The 19,196-nt window shown below is 68.5% G+C and carries 14 protein-coding genes; 1 reads left to right on the top strand and 13 read right to left on the bottom strand.

Annotated features, from left to right (window positions below; translation table 11 throughout):
- Nucleotide 1: 1 nt before the first annotated feature.
- The 13 genes from ACPOLB_RS19120 to ACPOLB_RS19060 form a co-directional block, all read right to left on the bottom strand.
- Nucleotides 2–811: an ABC transporter ATP-binding protein gene (locus tag ACPOLB_RS19120; protein WP_425257617.1), complete on the bottom strand. Its 810-nt coding sequence runs from the start codon at nt 809–811 to the stop codon at nt 2–4.
- 133 nt (nt 812–944) lie between these two features.
- On the bottom strand, nt 945–2,423 hold the full coding sequence (locus tag ACPOLB_RS19115; RefSeq protein WP_425257616.1) for a glutamate synthase subunit beta: 1,479 nt from the start codon (nt 2,421–2,423) through the stop codon (nt 945–947).
- A 25-nt stretch (nt 2,424–2,448) separates the two neighbouring features.
- Nucleotides 2,449–7,182 (bottom strand): glutamate synthase-related protein, encoded by a 4,734-nt coding sequence (locus ACPOLB_RS19110; protein WP_425257615.1) that lies wholly within the window; start codon nt 7,180–7,182, stop codon nt 2,449–2,451.
- Nucleotides 7,183–7,372: 190 nt separating this feature from the next.
- Entirely contained in the window at nt 7,373–8,029 is a 657-nt protein-coding gene (locus ACPOLB_RS19105) for a transposase (protein WP_425257614.1), read from the bottom strand.
- A 3-nt stretch (nt 8,030–8,032) separates the two neighbouring features.
- The gene (locus tag ACPOLB_RS19100; RefSeq protein ID WP_425257613.1) at nt 8,033–9,175 is read right to left on the bottom strand and encodes a deoxyguanosinetriphosphate triphosphohydrolase; all 1,143 of its coding nucleotides are present in this window, start codon (nt 9,173–9,175) and stop codon (nt 8,033–8,035) included.
- The gene (gene aroB, locus ACPOLB_RS19095) at nt 9,172–10,278 is read right to left on the bottom strand and encodes a 3-dehydroquinate synthase (RefSeq protein WP_425257612.1); all 1,107 of its coding nucleotides are present in this window, start codon (nt 10,276–10,278) and stop codon (nt 9,172–9,174) included. The genes ACPOLB_RS19100 and aroB overlap by 4 nt, the downstream gene beginning before the upstream one ends.
- Nucleotides 10,279–10,310: 32 nt before the next feature.
- Entirely contained in the window at nt 10,311–10,883 is a 573-nt protein-coding gene (locus tag ACPOLB_RS19090) for a shikimate kinase (RefSeq protein WP_425257611.1), read from the bottom strand.
- A 74-nt stretch (nt 10,884–10,957) separates the two neighbouring features.
- Nucleotides 10,958–11,356, bottom strand: a complete 399-nt coding sequence (locus ACPOLB_RS19085) for a hypothetical protein (protein ID WP_425257610.1) — start codon at nt 11,354–11,356, stop codon at nt 10,958–10,960.
- Nucleotides 11,357–11,397: 41 nt separating this feature from the next.
- Nucleotides 11,398–13,635: a type IV pilus secretin PilQ gene (pilQ, locus tag ACPOLB_RS19080; RefSeq protein WP_425257609.1), complete on the bottom strand. Its 2,238-nt coding sequence runs from the start codon at nt 13,633–13,635 to the stop codon at nt 11,398–11,400.
- A complete protein-coding gene (locus ACPOLB_RS19075) occupies nt 13,632–14,162 on the bottom strand; it encodes a pilus assembly protein PilP (protein WP_425257608.1) in 531 nt (176 codons plus the stop codon). Before ACPOLB_RS19075 ends, pilQ begins: the two co-directional genes overlap by 4 nt.
- Complete coding sequence (locus tag ACPOLB_RS19070; RefSeq protein WP_425257607.1) at nt 14,159–14,848, bottom strand: type 4a pilus biogenesis protein PilO; 690 nt, start codon at nt 14,846–14,848, stop codon at nt 14,159–14,161. Before ACPOLB_RS19070 ends, ACPOLB_RS19075 begins: the two co-directional genes overlap by 4 nt.
- Before the next feature lie 7 nt (nt 14,849–14,855).
- Entirely contained in the window at nt 14,856–15,482 is a 627-nt protein-coding gene (locus ACPOLB_RS19065) for a PilN domain-containing protein (RefSeq protein WP_425257606.1), read from the bottom strand.
- Entirely contained in the window at nt 15,479–16,558 is a 1,080-nt protein-coding gene (locus ACPOLB_RS19060; RefSeq protein ID WP_425257605.1) for a pilus assembly protein PilM, read from the bottom strand. Before ACPOLB_RS19060 ends, ACPOLB_RS19065 begins: the two co-directional genes overlap by 4 nt.
- A 259-nt stretch (nt 16,559–16,817) precedes the next feature.
- On the opposite strand from ACPOLB_RS19060, the gene ACPOLB_RS19055 reads away from it, so the two are divergent.
- Nucleotides 16,818–19,187, top strand: coding sequence for a penicillin-binding protein 1A (locus ACPOLB_RS19055; RefSeq protein ID WP_425257603.1), 2,370 nt, complete (start codon nt 16,818–16,820; stop codon nt 19,185–19,187).
- Nucleotides 19,188–19,196: the final 9 nt, after the last annotated feature.

The following is a 19,196-nucleotide window of genomic DNA, read 5'->3' as shown; positions in this document are numbered from 1 at the left end:
CTCAGCCCTTCAAGCCGTAGTCGGCGGCCATCTCCGGGGCCGGGTAGTGGAACTTCACCGGGCCGTCGGGTTCGCCGCGCACGAACTGGCGCGTCTCGGGGTCGGTGGAGGCCATGAGCTCGGCGGGCGTGCCCTGCGCGACGATGCGGCCCTGCGCGGCCAGCAGGTAGACGTAGTCGCTGATGGCCATGCACTCGGGCACGTCGTGGCTGACGACCAGGCTGGTGGCGCCGGTGACGTCGTTCAGCGTGCGGATCAGCTTTGCCGCCACACCCATGCTGATGAGGTCGAGGCCGGCGAAGGGCTCGTCGTACATGATCAGCTCGGGGTCCAGCGCGATCGCGCGGGCCAGCGCGATGCGGCGCGCCATGCCGCCCGAGACCTCGCTGATCTTCAGCCCGGCGGCGCCGCGCAGGCCGACCGCGTTCAGCTTCATCAGCACGATGTCGCGGATCAGGCTCTCGGGCAGCTTGCCGTACTCGCGCAGCGGGAAGGCGACGTTCTCGTACACCGTGAGGTCGGTGAACAGCGCGCCGAACTGGAACAGCATGCCCAGGCGCTTGCGCAGGCGGTAGAGCTGCACCTTGTCGCGCGCGTCGACGACCTCGCCGTCGAACACGACCCGTCCTGCATCGGCGCCGTGCACGCCGGCGATCAGCCGCATCAGCGTCGTCTTGCCGCAGCCCGAACCGCCCAGGATGGCCGTCACCTTGCCGCGCTGGAACCCCATGCTCACATCGCTCAGGATCGTGCGCGTGGCGTCGTAGCCGAACGTGACGTGGTCGATCTCGATGAGGTGTGCGGGGTTCAAGCAGCGCAACGCGGGCCGTAGCCCGCGTGATGTTGGTGTTTCTCCCGAGAATTGTCGCACGCAGCACAAAGGCATGCGGGTCACCCCGGATGCCCCCGCGTAAAGCCTTGTTGCAGTGCGTTGCGGTGCGGTGTCAGCGCGGCAGCACGCTGGCGCCCATCAGGTAGGCATCGACCGCGCGGGCGGCCTGGCGGCCTTCGCGGATGGCCCAGACCACCAGACTCTGGCCGCGGCGCATGTCGCCGGCGGCGAAGACCTTGTCGACGTTGGTCCTGTAGCCGCCGTCGTCGTCGGTGCTGGCGCGGGCGTTGCCGCGGTTGTCCTTGTCGACACCGAAGGCGTCCAGCACGCTGGCCGCCGGCGCCACGAAGCCCATCGCCAGCAGCACCAGGTCGGCCTTCCATTCCTTCTCGGTGCCGGGGATCTCGACCAGCTTGCCGCCCTGCAGCTCGATGTGCACGGTCTTCAGGCCGACGACACGGCCCTTGTCCTTGCCGGTGCCGGCGACGAACTCCTTGGTCGCGATGGCGAAGGCACGCTCGCAGCCTTCCTCGTGGCTGGAGCTGGTGCGCAGCTTGGTCGGCCAGTAGGGCCAGGTCAGCGGCTTGTCTTCCTGCTCGGGCGGCTGCGGCATCAGCTCGAACTGGGTCACGCTGGCCGCGCCGTGGCGGTTGCTGGTGCCGACGCAGTCGCTGCCGGTGTCGCCGCCGCCGATGACGATGACGTGCTTGCCGGCGGCCGAGATCTGGCCCTTGAGCTTGTCCCCGGCCACGACCTTGTTCTGCTGCGGCAGGAACTCCATCGCGAAGTGCACGCCGTCGAGCGCACGGCCGGGCACCGGCAGGTCGCGGCTGGTCTCGCTGCCGCCGGTCAGCAGCACGGCGTCGAACTCGGCCTGCAGCTGTGCCGGCGTCACCGTTTCCTTGGCGTCGTTGGTGATCTTCGTGCCCTCGGGCAGCGCGCCCACCAGCACGCCGGTGCGGAATTCCACGCCCTCGGCCTGCATCTGCGCGATGCGGCGGTCGATGTGGCTCTTCTCCATCTTGAAGTCGGGAATGCCGTAGCGCAGCAGGCCGCCGATGCGGCTGTTCTTCTCGAACACCGTCACCGCGTGGCCGGCGCGCGCCAGCTGCTGCGCGGCGGCCAGGCCGGCCGGGCCGGAGCCGACCACCGCGACCTTCTTGCCGGTCTTCACCGCCGGCACCTCGGGCTGCACCCAGCCTTCGGCCCAGGCGCGGTCGATGATCGCGTGTTCGATGCTCTTGATGCCGACCGCGTCGTCGTTGACGTTGAGCGTGCACGCGGCTTCGCAGGGGGCCGGGCAGACGCGGCCGGTGAACTCGGGGAAGTTGTTGGTCTGGTGCAGCACGGTGATGGCATTGCGCCAGTCGCCGCGGAACACCAGGTCGTTGAAGTCCGGGATGATGTTGTTCACCGGACACCCGCTGTTGCAGAACGGCGTGCCGCAGTCCATGCAGCGCGCGCCCTGCACCTTCGCCTGCTCCTCGTTGAGCGTGATGACGAACTCCTTCCAGTTCTTCAACCGCTGCGGCACCGGCGCGTAGCCCTCTTCGAGCCGCTCGTATTCCAGGAAGCCTGTGACCTTGCCCATGATGCTTGTTCCGTCGATTGGCTGATTACTTGGCGGCGACGCTGGCCGACGCCTTGGCACGGCCGGTGGCGGCGCTGGCCTCGGCCTGGGCGGCGCGCTCGGCGAGCACGCGCTTGTACTCGTGCGGGAAGACCTTCACGAAGCGGTTGCGCGACTCGGCCCAGGCGTCGAGGATCTCGCGCGCACGCAGGCTGCCGGTCCAGCGGTGGTGGTCCTCGATCAGCTTCTTCAGCAGCGCCTCGTCGGGCAGCTCGCGGTGCCAGCCGACCGGCACGCCGGCCTGCTCGTCGCGCGGCAGCACCTTGTCCAGCGCCACCATGCTGGTGTTGCAGCGCTTGGCGAAGTGGCCGTCCTCGTCGAACACGTAGGCGACGCCGCCGCTCATGCCGGCAGCGAAGTTGCGGCCGGTCTTGCCGAGCACGACGACGGTGCCGCCGGTCATGTACTCGCAGCCGTGGTCGCCCGTGCCTTCGACCACCGTGGTGGCGCCCGACAGGCGCACCGCGAAGCGCTCGCCCGCCACGCCGCGGAAGAAGGCTTCGCCGCTGGTGGCGCCGTACAGCGCGGTGTTGCCGATGATGATGTTCTTGGTGGCGTCACCGCGGAAGTCGATGCTGGGCCGCACCGCGATGCGGCCTCCGGACAGGCCCTTGCCGGTGTAGTCGTTGGCGTCGCCGATCAGGTACAGCGTGATGCCGCTGGCCAGGAAGGCGCCGAAGCTCTGGCCGCCCGTGCCTTCCATCTGCATGAAGATGGTGTGGTCGGGCAGGCCCTCGGGCCGGTGGCGCACCAGCTCGCCCGACAGCATCGCGCCGACGCTGCGGTTGAGGTTGCGCGCGTCCTCCATGAACTGCACCTTCTCGCCCTTCAGGATGGCGGGCTGGCAGCGTTCGATCAGCTTGCGGTCGAGCGCGCGCGCCAGGCCGTGGTCCTGCTCCTCCACGTGGTGCGTGGCGACGTCGGCCGGCACCGCGGGCTGGTGGAAGACGCGGCTGAAGTCCAGGCCGCGCGCCTTCCAGTGCGCCACACCCTTCTTCGTGTCCAGCAGGTCGGCGCGGCCGATCAGGTCGTCGAACTTGCGGATGCCGAGCTGCGCCATGATCTGGCGCGCCTCCTCGGCGACGAAGAAGAAGTAGTTGACGACGTGCTCGGGCTTGCCGGCGAATTTCCTGCGCAGCACCGGGTCCTGCGTGGCCACGCCCACCGGGCAGGTGTTCAGGTGGCACTTGCGCATCATGATGCAGCCCTCCACCACCAGCGGCGCGGTGGCGAAGCCGAACTCGTCGGCGCCCAGCAGCGCGCCGATGACGACGTCACGACCGGTCTTCATCTGCCCGTCGGCCTGCACGCGGATGCGGCCACGCAGGCGGTTCAGCACCAGGGTCTGCTGGGTCTCGGCCAGGCCCAGCTCCCAGGGCGAGCCGGCGTGCTTGATGCTGCTCCAGGGGCTGGCGCCGGTGCCGCCGTCGTGCCCGGCGATGACCACGTGGTCGGCCTTGCACTTGGTGACGCCGGCGGCAATCGTGCCCACGCCCACTTCCGACACCAGCTTCACGCTGACCGAAGCGCGCGGGTTGGCGTTCTTCAGGTCGTGGATCAGCTGCGCCAGGTCCTCGATCGAGTAGATGTCGTGGTGCGGCGGCGGGCTGATGAGGCCCACGCCCGGCACGCTGTAGCGCAGGAAGCCGATGTAGTCGGACACCTTGCCGCCCGGCAGCTGGCCGCCTTCACCGGGCTTGGCGCCCTGGGCCATCTTGATCTGGATCTGGTCGGCGCTGACGAGGTACTCGGTGGTGACACCGAACCGGCCCGAGGCCACCTGCTTGATGCGGCTGCGCAGGCTGTCGCCGTCCTGCATCTCGTAGTCGGCCTCGATGACCTTGCTGCCGATGACGTCGGACACCTTGGTGCCCTTGGTGATGCGGATGCCCTTCAGCTCGCTGCGGTAGCGCGCCGGATCCTCGCCGCCTTCGCCGGTGTTGCTCTTGCCGCCGATGCGGTTCATCGCGATGGCCAGCGTGCTGTGCGCCTCGGTGCTGATCGAGCCCAGGCTCATCGCGCCGGTGGCGAAGCGCTTGACGATCTCGGCCGCGGGCTCGACCTCGTCGAGCGGGATCGCCTTGGCCGGGTCGACCTTGAACTCGAACAGACCGCGCAACGTCATGTGGCGCTTGCTCTGGTCGTTGATGAGCTGCGCGTACTCCTTGTAGGTGTCCCACTTGTTGGCACGCGTGCTGTGCTGCAGCTTGGCGATCGCGTCGGGCGTCCACATGTGCTCTTCACCGCGCGTGCGCCAGGCGTATTCGCCGCCGGCGTCCAGCATGGTGGCCAGCACCGGGTCGTTGCCGAAGGCGGCCACGTGCATGCGCAGCGCCTCTTCGGCCACCTCGAAGACGCCGATGCCGCCCACCTGCGTGGCCGTGCCGCGGAAGTACTTGTCGACGAAGCCCTTCTCCAGGCCGATTGCCTCGAAGAGCTGCGCGCCGCAGTACGACATGTAGGTGCTGACGCCCATCTTCGACATGATCTTCGAGAGACCCTTGCCGACCGCCTTGATGTAGTTGTAGATCGCCTTCTCGGGCGACAGCGCGCCGGGCAGCGTCTTGTGCAGGTCGACCAGCGTCTCCAGCGCCAGGTACGGGTGCACGGCCTCGGCGCCGTAGCCCGCGAGCACGGCGAAGTGGTGCACCTCGCGCGCCGAGGCGGTCTCGACCACCAGGCCGGCCGTGGTGCGCAGGCCCTCGCGCACCAGGTGGTGGTGCACGGCGCTCAGCGCCAGCAGCGCGGGAATGGCGATCTGCGTGCGGCTCATGCGCCGGTCGCTGATGACGAGGATGTTGTGGCCGCTCTTGAGCGCATCCACGGCTTCCGCGCACAGCGAGGCGAGCTTGGCCTCGACGCCTTCACGGCCCCAGCCCACCGGGTAGGTGATGTCGAGTGCGTAGCTGCGGAACTTGCCGTTGGTGGTCTTGTCGATGCCGCGCAGGCGCGCCATGTCGTCGAAGTCGAGCACCGGCTGCGTCACTTCCAGCCGCATCGGCGGGTTCACCGCGTTGATGTCCAGCAGGTTGGGCTTGGGGCCGATGAAGCTGTTCAGGCTCATCACGATGGCCTCGCGGATCGGGTCGATCGGCGGGTTCGTGACCTGGGCGAACAGCTGCTTGAAGTAGTTGAACAGCGGCTTGTTCTTGTCGGACAGCACGGCCAGCGGGCTGTCGTTGCCCATGCTGCCGATGCCTTCCTCGCCGTTGGCGGCCATCGGCGCCATCAGGAACTTGATGTCTTCCTGCGTGTAGCCGAAGGCCTGCTGGCGATCGAGCAACGTGTCGTCGAACGCCGGCGCAGGGCTGTCGGCAGGCAGCGCATCCAGGCGCACGCGCACGTTGTCGATCCACTGGCGGTAAGGGCGCGCGCTGGCGTACTGGTTCTTCAGTTCCTCGTCGTCGACGATGCGGCCCTGCTCCAGGTCGATCAGGAACATCTTGCCCGGCTGCAGGCGCCATTTCTTGACGATGCGGGCCTCGGGGATGGGCAGCACACCCGACTCGGAGGCCATCACGACGATGTCCTCGTCGGTGACGATGTAGCGCGCCGGGCGCAGGCCATTGCGGTCGAGCGTGGCGCCGATCTGCTTGCCGTCGGTGAACACCATCGCGGCCGGGCCGTCCCAGGGCTCCATCATCGCCGCGTGGTACTCGTAGAAGGCACGGCGGCGCGCGTCCATCAGCTCGTGGTTCTCCCAGGCCTCCGGGATCATCATCATCGCCGCGTGCGCCAGCGGGTAGCCGGCCATCGTCAGCAGCTCGAGCGCGTTGTCGAAGGTGGCGGTGTCGCTCTGGTGCTCGAAGCTGATCGGGTACAGCTTCCTCAGGTCGTCGCCCAGCACCGGGCTCTTCATCACGCCCTCCCGGGCGCGCATCCAGTTGAAGTTGCCCTTGACGGTGTTGATCTCGCCGTTGTGCGCCACCATCCGGTACGGGTGCGCCAGCGGCCACTCGGGGAAGGTGTTCGTCGAGAAACGCTGGTGCACCAGCGCCAGCGCCGACGTGGCGCGCGGGTCCGACAGGTCCTTGAAGTACTGCCCCACCTGGTTGGCCAGCAGCAGGCCCTTGTAGATGATGGTGCGGCAGCTCATGCTGGGCACGTAGTACTCGCGGCTGTGCGTGAGCTTCAGCGCCTGGATCGCGGCGCTGGCGGTCTTGCGGATGACGTAGAGCTTGCGCTCCAGCGCGTCGGGCACGATCACGTCCTGGCCGCGGCCGATGAAGATCTGCCGGATCACCGGTTCCTTGGCGCGCACGGCCGGGCTCATCGGCATCTCGGCGTCGACCGGCACGTCGCGCCAGCCGATCAGCACCTGGCCTTCGGCCTTCACCGCGCGTTCGAGCTCCTGTTCGCAGGCCAGGCGGGACGCGTGCTCCTTGGGCAGGAAGATCATGCCGACACCGTACTCGCCGGGCGGCGGCAGGTCGACGCCGCGCGTGGCCATCTCGGCGCGGTACAGCTCGTCGGGGATCTGGATCAGGATGCCGGCGCCGTCGCCCATCAGCTTGTCGGCGCCCACCGCACCGCGGTGGTCCAGGTTCTCCAGGATCTTCAGGCCCTGCTCGACGATGTGGTGCGCGCGGTTGCCCTTGATGTGGGCGACGAAACCGACGCCGCAGGCATCGTGTTCCTGCTTCGGGTCGTACAGGCCCTGCTCGCCGAGCGCGCGGATTTCTTCGGGGGACGCGGGGAAGGTCGAGGCGGCGTCGGACATGGCGCTCTCCTGGCAGGACGGGGGATGCGAAATCTACCGCAGTGCAACAATCGCAGCAATCGCAAATTAATGGGGTCAGACTCGATTGATCAAGCGCCAGCAGGCTTGGAGGGATTTATTGGGGACAGAGTGAAGGTCGCCGAACAAGCGGCCGCTGGTGCCGATGCACGGCGCATGCCAGCGCCGCAGTTCAGGCCGGAGCGCGGCGCGGACGGCCCCGTGGACGCGGCTGCACCGGCCGGCTCGTGGCCAGCGCCACGTCGGCCAGGAACTCCGGGCTGCCCACGGCCCACCCACCCTGCACGCCGTCGCTCAGCACCCGGGCGCGCGCGGGGGCCAGGCCCTGCAGCAGCAAGGCCCTGTACTGCGCCTCGCGTTCGAACGGCGTGTTGCCGAGCTGCCAGAACTCGGGCGGGTCCACCAGCCAGCCCGCCCGCATGCCACCCAGCCGTGGTGCGGCGCAGGCGGGCGTGGACAAGGCGTCCACCAACTGCAGCGCCGCCAGCCGCCAGGACCCGGGTTCGACCACGGCGCAGCGAAAGCGTCCGTCCCACAGCGTGCCACTGCAGCCGTGGCGGCGGTTGTAGGCACTCACATAGCGCCGGCCCAGCGCCTGCATCGTGCGGCTCAGCGCCGTGGCGTCGGGCGGGGTCAGCAGCAGGTGCAGCGCAGTGTCGGGCATCGCGCAGGCGTGCACGGTCACGCGCTGGGCGGCCGCGGCTTCGTGCAACGCGTGCAGGCAGGCGGCCCGGTCCTCGTCGTCGCGGAAGGCCGGCTGGCCGCTGTGCCCGCGCTGGAGGACGTAATGCGTGTGCCCCGGCAGCACGCAGCGCGGCAGGCGGGCCATGGTTCAGGCGAAGACGTCGCGGCCGGTCAGCCGCTGGTGTTCGCGCAGCGCGAAGCGGTCGGTCATGCCGGCGATGTAGTCGGCCACGGCACGGTGGCGGTCCTCCGCCTGCGCGAAGTCGGGCGGCATTTCCCCCGGCGCCGCGGCATAGGCCTGGAACAGGTCGACCACCACCTGTCGGGCGCGGTCGGTGGTCTGCATCACCTGCGGGTGGCGGTACAGCGCGCTGAACAGGAAGCGCTTCAGCGCGGCCAGCGCGTCGCGCACCGCGGGGCTGTGCATGGCCAGCGGCGGCAACGCGCGCACGGCGTCGACATCGGCCGGCGCGCGGGCCTGGACGGCGGCCGCGGTGGCGGCCACGAGGTCGTGCACCAGTGCCGACAGCATGCGCCGCAGGGTCTCGAACAACAGCCGGCGGCCGGCCTGGGCGGCCAGCGCCGGGTGCGCGGCGAGCGCGTCGTCGCGGTGGTGGCAGAACAGCGGCACCGCGTCGAGCTGCTGCAGGGTCAGCAGGCCCGAGCGCACGCCGTCGTCGATGTCGTGCGCGGTGTAGGCCATCTCGTCGGCCAGGTTCACCAGCTGCGCCTCCAGGCTGGGCTGGCCACCATCGATAAAGCGCCGCGCCGGGCCCTGGGGTTCGACCGCGGCGAGGCGCTCGGCGTTGCGGCGCGAGCAGTGCTTGAGCACGCCTTCGCGGGTTTCGAAGCTCAGGTTCAGCCCGTCGAAGTGCGGGTAGCGGATCTCCAGCGCATCGACCACGCGCAGGCTCTGCAGGTTGTGCTCGAAGCCGCCGTGGGCCTGCATGCAGGTGTGCAGCGCGTCCTGGCCGGCGTGCCCGAACGGTGTGTGGCCGAGGTCGTGCGCCAGCGCGATCGCCTCCACCAGGTCTTCGTTCAGCTGCAGCATGCGCGCCATCGACCGGCCCAGCTGCGCCACCTCCAGCGAGTGCGTGAGCCGGGTGCGGAAGAGGTCGCCCTCGTGGTTGATGAAGACCTGCGTCTTGTAGACGAGCCGGCGGAAGGCCGTGCTGTGCACGATGCGGTCGCGGTCGCGCTGGTGTTCGCTGCGCTGCAGCGGCGCGGGCTCGGGCAGGCGGCGGCCGCGGCTGCGCTGCGGATCGCAGGCCCAGGGCGCCAGCGTGTTCACGCCGGGTCGCAGTGCTGCTGCAGGACCCGTGCCACCACGGCGTCGGGCGCAGCGCGCACTGCGGCGCGGCCGGGGGCCTCGATCACCACGAAGCGGATCTCTCCGCCTTCGGCCTTCTTGTCCACGCGCATCAGCTCCATGTAGCGCGCCGTGCCGAGTGCCGGGCCGCGCACGGGCAGGCCGGCGGCGGCCACGATGCGCGCGATGCGCGCGACGAACTCCGGTCGGACCAGTCCGAGCTGCACCGACAGCTCGGCGGCCATCACCATGCCGCACCCCACGGCCTCGCCGTGCAGCCACTGGCCGTAGCCCAGGCCTGCCTCGATGGCGTGGCCGAAGGTGTGTCCGAAGTTGAGGATGGCACGCAGGCCGGATTCGCGTTCGTCCTGGCCGACGACTTCGGCCTTGATCTCGCACGACCGCTGCACCGCGCGTGCCAGCGCTGCCGGGTCGCGGGCCACCAGCGCAGGCAGTTCGGCGTCGATCCAGTCGAGGAAGGCGGCGTCCGCGATCGGTCCGTACTTGATGACCTCGGCCAGGCCGGCGCTCAGCTCGCGCTGCGGCAGCGTCGCCAGCGTGTCGAGGTCGCAGACCACACGCTGCGGCTGGTAGAACGCGCCGATCATGTTCTTGCCCAGCGGGTGGTTCACAGCGGTCTTGCCGCCCACCGACGAGTCCACCTGCGCCAGCAGCGTGGTCGGCACCTGCACGAAGGGCACGCCCCGCATGTACGTGGCGGCGGCGAACCCGGTCATGTCGCCGACGACGCCGCCGCCCAGCGCGAACAGCACGGTCTTGCGGTCACAGCCGTGCGCCAGCAGGTGGTCGAAGATGCGGTTGAGCGTCGTCCAGTCCTTGTGTACCTCGCCATCGGGCAGGTTCACCTGGCTCAGCTGCGCGTAGTGCGGGGCCAGCGCCGCGCGCAAGGCGGCCCCGTGCAGGGCATCGACCGTGGGGTTGCTGACGATGACCGCCTGCGCGGCGCGGGGCAGGCCGGCCCAGCTGTCTGCGCGCTGGAGCAGGCCGCTGCCGATGAGGATGTCGTAGTGGCCGCCCGGGGTGGCCACGGGCACGGTGACGGCGGATTCTGCGAGCGTGGACATGGGCGCCGAGTGTACGGCGCGCACCACGGGCGTCAGCCCGGGTGGTCGTGCGCGTCGATGGGCGACGGCACCTGGCCGGGGTCGACCAGCCCGGCCAGTTCCAGTTGCATCAGCACCATGCCCAGCAGCGCCGGCACCGAAGGGCGCGCGGTCTCGACGACGAAGTGCGCCACGCGCCTGTACAGGGGGTCGCGCTCGCGGTAGAGCTCGCGCAGGCGCTTCTGCGGGTCGGCCACCTGCAGCAGCGGGCGCTGCTGGTCGTGGCGCAGGCGGCGGAACAGTTCTTCCGGCGTGGAGCGCAGGTAGAAGACGTGGCTGCGGTCGTGCAGCGCGTCGCGGTTGGCCGGCCGCAGCACGGCGCCGCCACCCGTGGCCAGCACGATGCCGGGTTGCTGCGTCTGTTCGTCGATGACCCGTTCTTCGAGGTCGCGGAAGGCGTCTTCGCCATGCACCGGAAACCACTCGCGGATCGGCATGCCGATGTGCCGCTCGATCTCGGTGTCGCTGTCGATGAAACGCCGGCCCAGCTGGCGCGCGAGATGCCGTCCGACCGTGGACTTGCCGCAGCCGGGCATGCCGACGAGGGAGATGGGGCGCTGGGGCATGCGGGGCGCCGCTGATGAGATTTCAGTGCGTCCGCCCGGCCACCCGCGCTCGGTCGGATCGACCAGTGGGAGGGTCAGCCCTTGACCGAGGACAACGACAGGGTCACTTGCCGACCCTGCTGATCGACCACGGTGACGGGGATGGTGGTCATGCATCCCAGCAAGGTCACGTCGAAGTACTCGCCCGGTCGGTCCAGCGTGGTCCTCGACAGCACGATGAATTCGTTCCCGGGAACTCCGGCGCCCGAGTTGAAGACGCGATACGGTGCCGATCCACCGAAGACATACACCCGGCCGGCGTGGCCAACGCCGCAGGTGTCTTCGTTGGGGCCCGTCAACGTCAGCGCGCTTGGGGTGATGTTGAACGCCGTCAAGCCACCCGCCTCGTTGTCGTTGCCGCCCCCGCAACTGGCCAGCAGAGCAGCGGCTGCGAACGCCGTGGCGGCACGAAGGGCAAGATGACGGATCTTCATCTGGAAACCTGCACTCGAAAGGTTGGGAGCCGGCGCCATCGTCAACGCGCCGCCGACCGGTCGGTCACGATCTTGGGCGTGATGAACACCAGCAGTTCGGTCTTGCTGGTGCTGCGCACCTTGTTCTGGAACAGCAGACCCAGGTAGGGAATGTCGCCCAGCAGCGGCACCTTGTTGATCGTGTCGCGCTCGTTCTGCGTGAAGATGCCGCCGATCACGACGGTGCCGCCGTTCTCGACCAGCACCTGCGTCTTCACGTGCTTGGTGTCGATGGCGAAGCCGGCCACCGTGGCCTGGCCGACGCTGTCCTTGTTGACGTCGACGCTCAGGATCACATTGCCCTCGGGCGTGATCTGCGGCGTGACCTTCAGCGCCAGGTTGGCCTTGCGGAACGACACCGACGTGGCGCCGCTGGAGGTGGCCTGCTGGTAGGGCAGCTCGGTGCCCTGCTCGATCAGCGCTTCCACCTGGTCGGCGGTGATGACTCGCGGGCTCGACACGATCTTGCCCTTGCCTTCGGATTCCAGCGCCGACAGTTCCAGGTTCAGGAACCGGTTGGCCGACGCGCTGAACAACGACAGCGCGATGTTGGCAGCCGAGGCGCCGGCGAACGCGCTGGCCGACGTGTTGGCCGGGAAGTTCACGAACTGGTTGTTCAGGTAGTCGGCCGTGGCCGGGGCCGTCTGTCCCGTCTGCGAGCCGATCGACGCGTAGTTGCCGCCGATGGTGACGTTGTTGCCGCCACCCACGCTGTAGCCCGGCACACCGCCGCGCACGCCGCGCAGGTCGTTGCCGCCGAGCTTGATGCCGAGTGCGCGACCGAAGGTGTCGTCGGCCTCGACGATGCGGGCTTCGATCAGCACCTGGCGCACCGGGATGTCGATCTTGGCGATCAGCTGCGAGATCTCTTCCAGCTTGCTCGGGATGTCCGACACGAACAGCTGGTTGGTGCGCTGTTCGTAGATCACGCTGCCGCGGGGCGACAGCAGCCGCGTGCTCTGCGAACCCGCGCCGGAACCGCCCTGCGACTGCCCGGTGAGGCCGCGGAACACGTCTTCCGCCTTCGTGTAGTTCAGCTGGAACGACTGCGTGCGCAGGGGCTCGAGTTCGGCGACCTTCTTGCGCGCCTCCAGGTCGACCTGCTCCTTCGCGGCCAGCTCGTCCTTGGGCGCGATCCACAGCACGTTGCCGGACTTGCGCACGCCCAGGCCCTTGCTCTGCATGATGATGTCGAGCGCCTGGTCCCAGGGGACGTCCTTCAGGCGCAGCGTGACCGTTCCGGTGACGCTGTCGCTGGTGACGACGTTGAAGTTGGTGAAGTCGGCGATCACCTGCAGCAGCGCCCGCACCTCGATGTTCTGGAAGTTCAGCGAAAGCTTCTCGCCCTGGTAGCCCGGGCCCTGCGTCAGCTTGTTCGGGTCGATCTTCATCGGCCGCACTTCCAGCACGAACTGGTTGTCCGACTGGTAGGCGCTGTGTTCCCAGGCGCCGGTGGGCTCGACCACCATGCGCACGCGGTCACCGCTCTGGAAGGTGGAAACCGTCTTCACCGGCGTGCCGAAGTCGGTGACGTCGAGCCGGCGGCGCAACGCGTCGGGGAGGGTCGAACGCAGGAACTCGACCACCAGGCTCTGGCCCTGCTGGCGGATGTCGACGCCGACCTGCGTGTTGGGCAGGCTCACGACGACACGGCCGGCGCCGTCGCTGCCGCGGCGGAAGTCGATGTCGCGCAGGCCTGCGGGCTGCGCGTTCTGGGCGGGTGCGAAGTGCACCGGCTCGCCGCCGGCGGCGGCCTGCGCGACCGGAGCGGCGGGCGCGCCACCGCCCATCGAGTCGAGCACCAGCAGCAGGGCCTTGCCGTCGATCTGCGCGCGGTAGCCCGATGCCTGCTTGAGGTTGAACACCAGGCGCGTGCGTTCGCCGGCCTGCGCGACGCTGACCGAGCGCAGGTTGCCCTGGTTGATGTCGATGCTGTTGCGGCCCAGGCCGTTGCTGACGCCGGGCAGGTCGATGGCGATCCGCGGCGGGCTCTGTACCGTGAAACCGGCAGGCACACCCTTCAGCGGCTCGCTGAGTTCGATGCGGACGACTTCGGTCCCGGCCTGCTGGGTGCTGTTGATGGACTGGATCGAAGGTTCGGCCCAGGCGACCGAGGGGACGACGAGCGCGGTGCTGCCGATCGTGAGCGCGGCAAGGGCGCCAAGGGCGACACGCCACTTGAACATGGTGCAAATCTCCTCGGTGATCGTCATCGCCATCCTGATGTTCAGCGCCCTCATCGCACCCTCTCCTGCAACTGCAGCGTGGCAGGCCGCTCGATCCACTCGCCGGCCGCGTCCTGCACGATCTCGCGCAGGGCGATCTCGGTTTCGGCGATCCTCGTGATGCGTCCGTAGTTCTGGCCCAGGTAGTCGCCCACCTTGACCTGGTACAGCAGGTTGTCGACGCGCAGCAATGCGAACGGCTGACCCTGCTTGTTGACACTGCCGACCATGTTCATGCTGTCCAGCGGATAAGCCTCCAGGGGCTCCTTGCGCCGGTTCAGTTCGGCCGACAACAGTGAATTCGGCTGCCGCGCTTCCTGCTTGAGCGCAACGCTCAGTTTTTGGTTACTGAACGGTTCCACCGCCTGCGCCATCGCGTAGGGTTCGGGGTCGAACTTCTTCGGGGGCTGCAACGGCGGCACGCTGGGCTTGGCCTCGCGGCGCTGCTGCTCCATCCACTGCTGCAGTTCTTCGTGTTCGGCGCTGCAGGCGGCCAGCAGGCCGCAGGCGAGTGCGATGCCGGCGATGCGGAAGGCCTTCATTTCTTCGCCCCCGGCTTGGCGGCAGCGGCCGACTTCTTCTGCTGGGCGACCTCCGCGGCGTCCAGGTAGCGGTAGGTGCGCGCGGTGGCTTCCAGCATCAGGTTGCCGTTGGCTTCACGCGGCAGCTGCGTCAGCGTCATGTCCTGCAGGGTCACGATGCGCGACAGGTTGGCCACGTCGGCGGCAAACGACCCGATGTCGTGGTAGCGGCCCGAGACGCGGATCGCGATCGGCAGCTCGGCGTAGTAGTCCTTGACCTGCACGCTGCCCGGCCGGAACAGCTCGAACTGCAGGCCGCGGCCCAGGCCGGCCTGGTTGATGTCGGACAGCAGCGCGTCCATCTCGGCCTTGCCGGGCAGCTGCTTTTCCAGCTGCGTGACGTACTCCTGCACCTGCAGCTTCTGCTTGCGCAGCTCGCTCAGGTTCACGGCCTGGCCCAGCTTGTTGCGGTAGTCGGCCTTCAGGCGCGGCTCGCGGTCGCGCTCGGCCTGCAGTTCCTCGCTGGCGCCCTGCAGCACCACGAACCAGCCGATCGCGGTGACGCCGACGATGGTGGCAATGAAGGCAGCCGCCTTCGGCAACGTGGGCCATTGGCCGGGTTCGTTGTGGTTGAGCCCGCGGAACTGCGAGACCGCGTTGTCGAAGAAGCTGCTGACGTCGAAGTTCAGTGTCGATGCCTTGGCCATGGCTGCCTCACGAAGACTTGGCCACGGCGGCCTTGGCCGGCGCGGCAGACGCCGCCGGGGCCGGAGCCGGGGCCTGCGGGCGCTTGATGGAGACACGCATCGAGAACTCGAACAGGCGACGCTGGTCGCGCGTGGCGGTGGTGACGTTGCTGGCCTTGATCTCGACCAACTCGGGCCGCTCCAGCCACGGCGAGTTGTAGAGCGCGTTGCGCAGCAACTCGGACACGCGTTCGTTGGTCTGCGCGATGCCGTTCACCGAGACGACGCGTCCACGCTGGCGGATGGCCGTCAGGTACACGCCCTCGGGGGCCTGCTTCACGAGCTCGTTCAGCAGATGCACGGGCGTGTTGCGGTCGGTCTGCAGGTCTTCCACGGCCTTCTGCCGGGCCTTGAGGGCCTCGATCTCGGCACGCAGCGTGGCGATGTCCTTGATCTGCGCTTCCAGGCGCTTGATCTCGGCGACCAGGAACTCGTTGCGCGAGTTCTGTGCGGCCGTCATCTGCTGCAGCACCGTGTACCACAGGCCGACGATGGCCACGCCCGCAACGGCACTGGCGCCCAGCCCGGCGAAGAAGGCCCGCTTGCGCTGGCGGCGCTTTTCCTCGCGGTGCGGCAGCAGGTTGATCAGGATCACTGCATGAACCTCCGCATCGCCAGCCCGCACGCCGTGAGGTACGACGGGGCTTCGCGACGCACACGGCTCTCGCGCACTGCGGAGCCGAGCTGCATGTTGTCGAACGGATTCACCACCTGGGAGGCAAAGCCGGTGAGGTCGGTGACGCGGTCCTTCAGCCCGGGCAACGTGGCGGTGCCGCCGGCGAGCATCACGTAGTGCACCTTGTGGTGCGGCGTGCTGGTGAAGAAGTACTGCAGCGCCCGGCCGATCTCCTGCGACAGGCTGTCGACGAAGGGGCCGAGGATCGCGCTCTCGTAGTCCTCGGGCAGGTCGCCCGAGAGCTTCTTGGCCTCGGCTTCCTCGAACGAGAAGCCGTACTGGCGGCTGATGAGCTGCGTGAGCTGCGAACCGCCGAAGGCCTGGTCGCGGTCGTACAGCATCTCGTCGTCGCGCAGCACCTTCAGGCTGGTGGTGTCGGCACCGATCTCGAACAGGGCCACCAGCGCGTCACGGCCCTCGTTGGGCAGCGCGGCCACGACGCGGCTCATCGCCAGGCGCGAGGCATGGGACTCGATGTCGAGCACCGTCGGCTTCAGCCCCGCCGCTTCGGCCAGGCCCTGCCTGTCCTGCACGCGGTCCTTGCGGCTGGCGGCGATCAGCACCTCGACGTCGCCGGCCGACGTGGCCGACGGGCCGATGACGCAGAAGTCCAGGCTCACCTCGTCCAGCGAGAACGGGATGTACTGATTGGCCTCGGACTCGACCTGGAGTTCCATCTCCTCGTCGCGCAGCCCGGCGGGCAACATGATCTTCTTCGTGATGACCGCCGACTGCGGCATGGCCATCACCACCTGCTTGGTCTTGGTGCCGCTCTTCGCGACGACCTTGCGCACGGCTTCGGCGACCTCGTCGAACTTCTCGATCTGGCCGTCGGTGATCCAGCCCTTCTCGAAAGGCTCGGAGGCAAATCGCTCGAGCACAAACTCCCCCGAGGTGGTTTGCCCCAACTCGACCAGCTTGACGCTGGAAGAGCTGATATCCAAACCAATGACGGGCGGGTGTTTGCGGCCTAGTAGAACGTCCAGGAAACTCAACTGTCACACTCCCCAGGCAACCCAGGCGGCGCCCGAGCTTGTTAAAGAGTTACTTCAATGCTAGCAGTAAAGCCCTTGTGTACCAAAGAAAAACGGGCTGCTGGAACCCGAGTCTCGTTGCCAATCGCTGACGTTCCGGAACGGAGTTGAAACAACCCGCAAACCGCGTCGGCGACTCGTGCACAAAGTCACACCGCCCACTGCAGACCTGCTGTGGAGGGCGGTTTCTATAATCATCGGCACCCCACCCGGGACCTTTATGACTGCATCCGAGCAAGAGTCGACCCGATCCTCGTCCGCCGCCGACCGACGCTCGCTGCCTGGATGGGCCGCTGCCGCGCTGCGTGGCCTCGGTTGGCTGGGCGGGCTCGCGCTGGCGGGCCTGGTGTCGCTCCTGCTGGTGGTGGGAGTGGCGCTGGCAGTGGCCTATCCGCAACTGCCCGAGATCGCCAGCCTCACCGACTACCGCCCGAAGCTGCCGATGCGCGTGTTCTCGGCCGACAACGTGCTGCTCGGCGAGTTCGGCGAGGAACGCCGCAACTTCACGCCGATCGGCCGCATCCCGCAGGTCATGAAGGACGCGGTGCTGTCCGCCGAGGACGCCCGCTTCTACGAGCACGGCGGCGTCGACTTCAAGGGCGTGGCGCGCGCCGCGCTGGAGAACCTGCGCGACGCGCGCAGCCAGGGCGCCAGCACCATCACGATGCAGGTGGCGCGCAACTTCTACCTGTCCACCGAGAAGACCTTCACGCGCAAGATCTACGAGATCCTGCTGGCGCTGAAGATCGAGAGCCTGCTCACGAAGGACCAGATCCTCGAGCTGTACATGAACCAGATCTTCCTCGGCCAGCGCGCGCACGGCTTCGCGTCCGCTGCCGAGATCTACTTCGGCAAGAAGCTGCAGGACGTCAGCATCGCCGAAGCCGCGATGCTCGCCGGCCTGCCGAAGGCGCCGTCGTCGTTCAATCCGATCGTGAACCCGAAGCGGGCCACGCAGCGGCAGCGCCACATCATCGAACGCATGTTCGAGAACGGCTTCATCACCGAGAAGCAGCACGAGGAAGCACTGGCGCAGGTGCTGCGCTACCGCACCCAGAGCGAAGTGGCGGTGCACGCCGAGTTCGTGGCCGAGGCCGCGCGGCAGCTGGTCTTCGCGCAGTACGGCGAAGACTCCTACACGCGTGGCCTCAACGTGTACCTGACGGTGAATGCCGCCGACCAGGCCGTGGCCTACCGCGCCCTGCGCCGCGGCCTGATGGACTACGAGCTGCGGCAGGTCTACCGCGGCCCCGAGGCCTACATCGACCTGCCCGCCGACCCGCAGCTGATCGACGAGCGCGTGGCCGAGGCGCTGGGCGAGCACCCGAACAACGACGACCTGCTGGCCGCCGTGGTGCTGGAGGCTTCGCCGCGCAAGGTGGTGGCGATGCTGCAGACGGGCGAGACCCTCACGGCCACCGGCGAAGGGCTGCGGCCGGTGACCTCGGGCCTGTCGGAGAAGGCCGGGCCGAAGATCCAGATCCGCCGCGGCGCCGTGGTGCGCGTGATGCGCAACGCGCGCGGCACCTGGTTCCTGACCCAGCTGCCCGAGGTGGAGGGCGCCCTGGTCGCACTGGACCCGAAGACCGGCGCGGTCCGCGCCATGGTGGGCGGCTTCGACTACGCGAAGAACAAGTTCAACCACGTCACGCAGGCCTGGCGCCAGCCGGGGTCGAGCTTCAAGCCCTTCATCTACTCGGCGGCGCTGGAGCAGGGCTTCACGCCCGACACCATCGTCAACGACGCGCCGCTCTTCTTCGACGCGGCCGAGACCGGCAGCCAGCCCTGGGAGCCGAAGAACTACGACGGCAAGTTCGACGGCCCGATGCCGCTGCACACCGCGCTGGCGCGGTCGAAGAACATGGTGTCGATCCGTGTGCTGCGGGCCATCGGCCCCGACACCGCGCAGCAGTGGATCGGCCGCTTCGGGTTCGAGGCCGAGAAGCATCCGGCCTACCTGACGATGGCGCTCGGCGCGGGCTCGGTGACGCCGCTGCAGATGGCCAGCGCCTACGGCGTGTTCGCCAACGGCGGCTACCGCGTCGGGCCGGCGCTGATCGCCCGGCTGACCGACAACAAGGGCAAGGTCCTGCTCGAGACCAGGCCGCCGGTGCTCGACGAGTCGCTGCGCACGCTGGACGCGCGCAATGCCTTCGTGATGGGCACGCTGCTGCAGGAGATCACGCGTTCCGGCACGGCGGCCAAGGCGCAGGCGACGCTGAAGCGGCCCGACCTGTACGGCAAGACCGGCACCACCAACGACTCGATGGACACCTGGTTCGCCGGCTACCACCCGAGCCTGGTCGCCGTGGTCTGGATCGGCTACGACACGCCGAAGAAGCTGGGCGACCGCGAGACGGGCGGCGGTCTGGCGCTGCCTGTGTGGATCGAGCTGATGCAGCACGCGCTGAAGAACGTGCCGGTGGAAGAGCCGACGCCGCCCGAGGGCGTGGTGAACGTCGGCGGACAGTGGGTGTTCGACGAGTTCAGCGGCGGCCGCGGCATCAGCAGCGTGGGGCTGGAAGACAAGGTGCCGGGCGCGCCGAACCCCGAAGAACGCAACAGCATCCTGGACCTGTTCCGCCGCTGAACACGGCGG

Source organism: Rubrivivax soli (genome assembly GCF_049810355.1).
Classification (GTDB): Bacteria; Pseudomonadota; Gammaproteobacteria; order Burkholderiales; family Burkholderiaceae_C; genus Rubrivivax.
This window is presented reverse-complemented; position numbering and strand designations above follow the sequence as displayed.

Bases quoted from the DNA above. Each gene is read 5' to 3' on its own strand.
- ACPOLB_RS19115 (WP_425257616.1), bottom strand. From the start codon at position 2,423: ATGGGCAAGGTCACAGGCTTCCTGGAATACGAGCGGCTCGAAGAGGGC.
- ACPOLB_RS19110 (WP_425257615.1), bottom strand. From the start codon at position 7,182: ATGTCCGACGCCGCCTCGACCTTCCCCGCGTCCCCCGAAGAAATCCGC.
- ACPOLB_RS19105 (WP_425257614.1), bottom strand. From the start codon at position 8,029: ATGGCCCGCCTGCCGCGCTGCGTGCTGCCGGGGCACACGCATTACGTC.
- aroB (WP_425257612.1), bottom strand. From the start codon at position 10,278: ATGTCCACGCTCGCAGAATCCGCCGTCACCGTGCCCGTGGCCACCCCG.
- ACPOLB_RS19090 (WP_425257611.1), bottom strand. From the start codon at position 10,883: ATGCCCCAGCGCCCCATCTCCCTCGTCGGCATGCCCGGCTGCGGCAAG.
- ACPOLB_RS19085 (WP_425257610.1), bottom strand. From the start codon at position 11,356: ATGAAGATCCGTCATCTTGCCCTTCGTGCCGCCACGGCGTTCGCAGCC.
- pilQ (WP_425257609.1), bottom strand. From the start codon at position 13,635: ATGAGGGCGCTGAACATCAGGATGGCGATGACGATCACCGAGGAGATT.
- ACPOLB_RS19075 (WP_425257608.1), bottom strand. From the start codon at position 14,162: ATGAAGGCCTTCCGCATCGCCGGCATCGCACTCGCCTGCGGCCTGCTG.
- ACPOLB_RS19070 (WP_425257607.1), bottom strand. From the start codon at position 14,848: ATGGCCAAGGCATCGACACTGAACTTCGACGTCAGCAGCTTCTTCGAC.
- ACPOLB_RS19055 (WP_425257603.1), top strand. From the start codon at position 16,818: ATGACTGCATCCGAGCAAGAGTCGACCCGATCCTCGTCCGCCGCCGAC.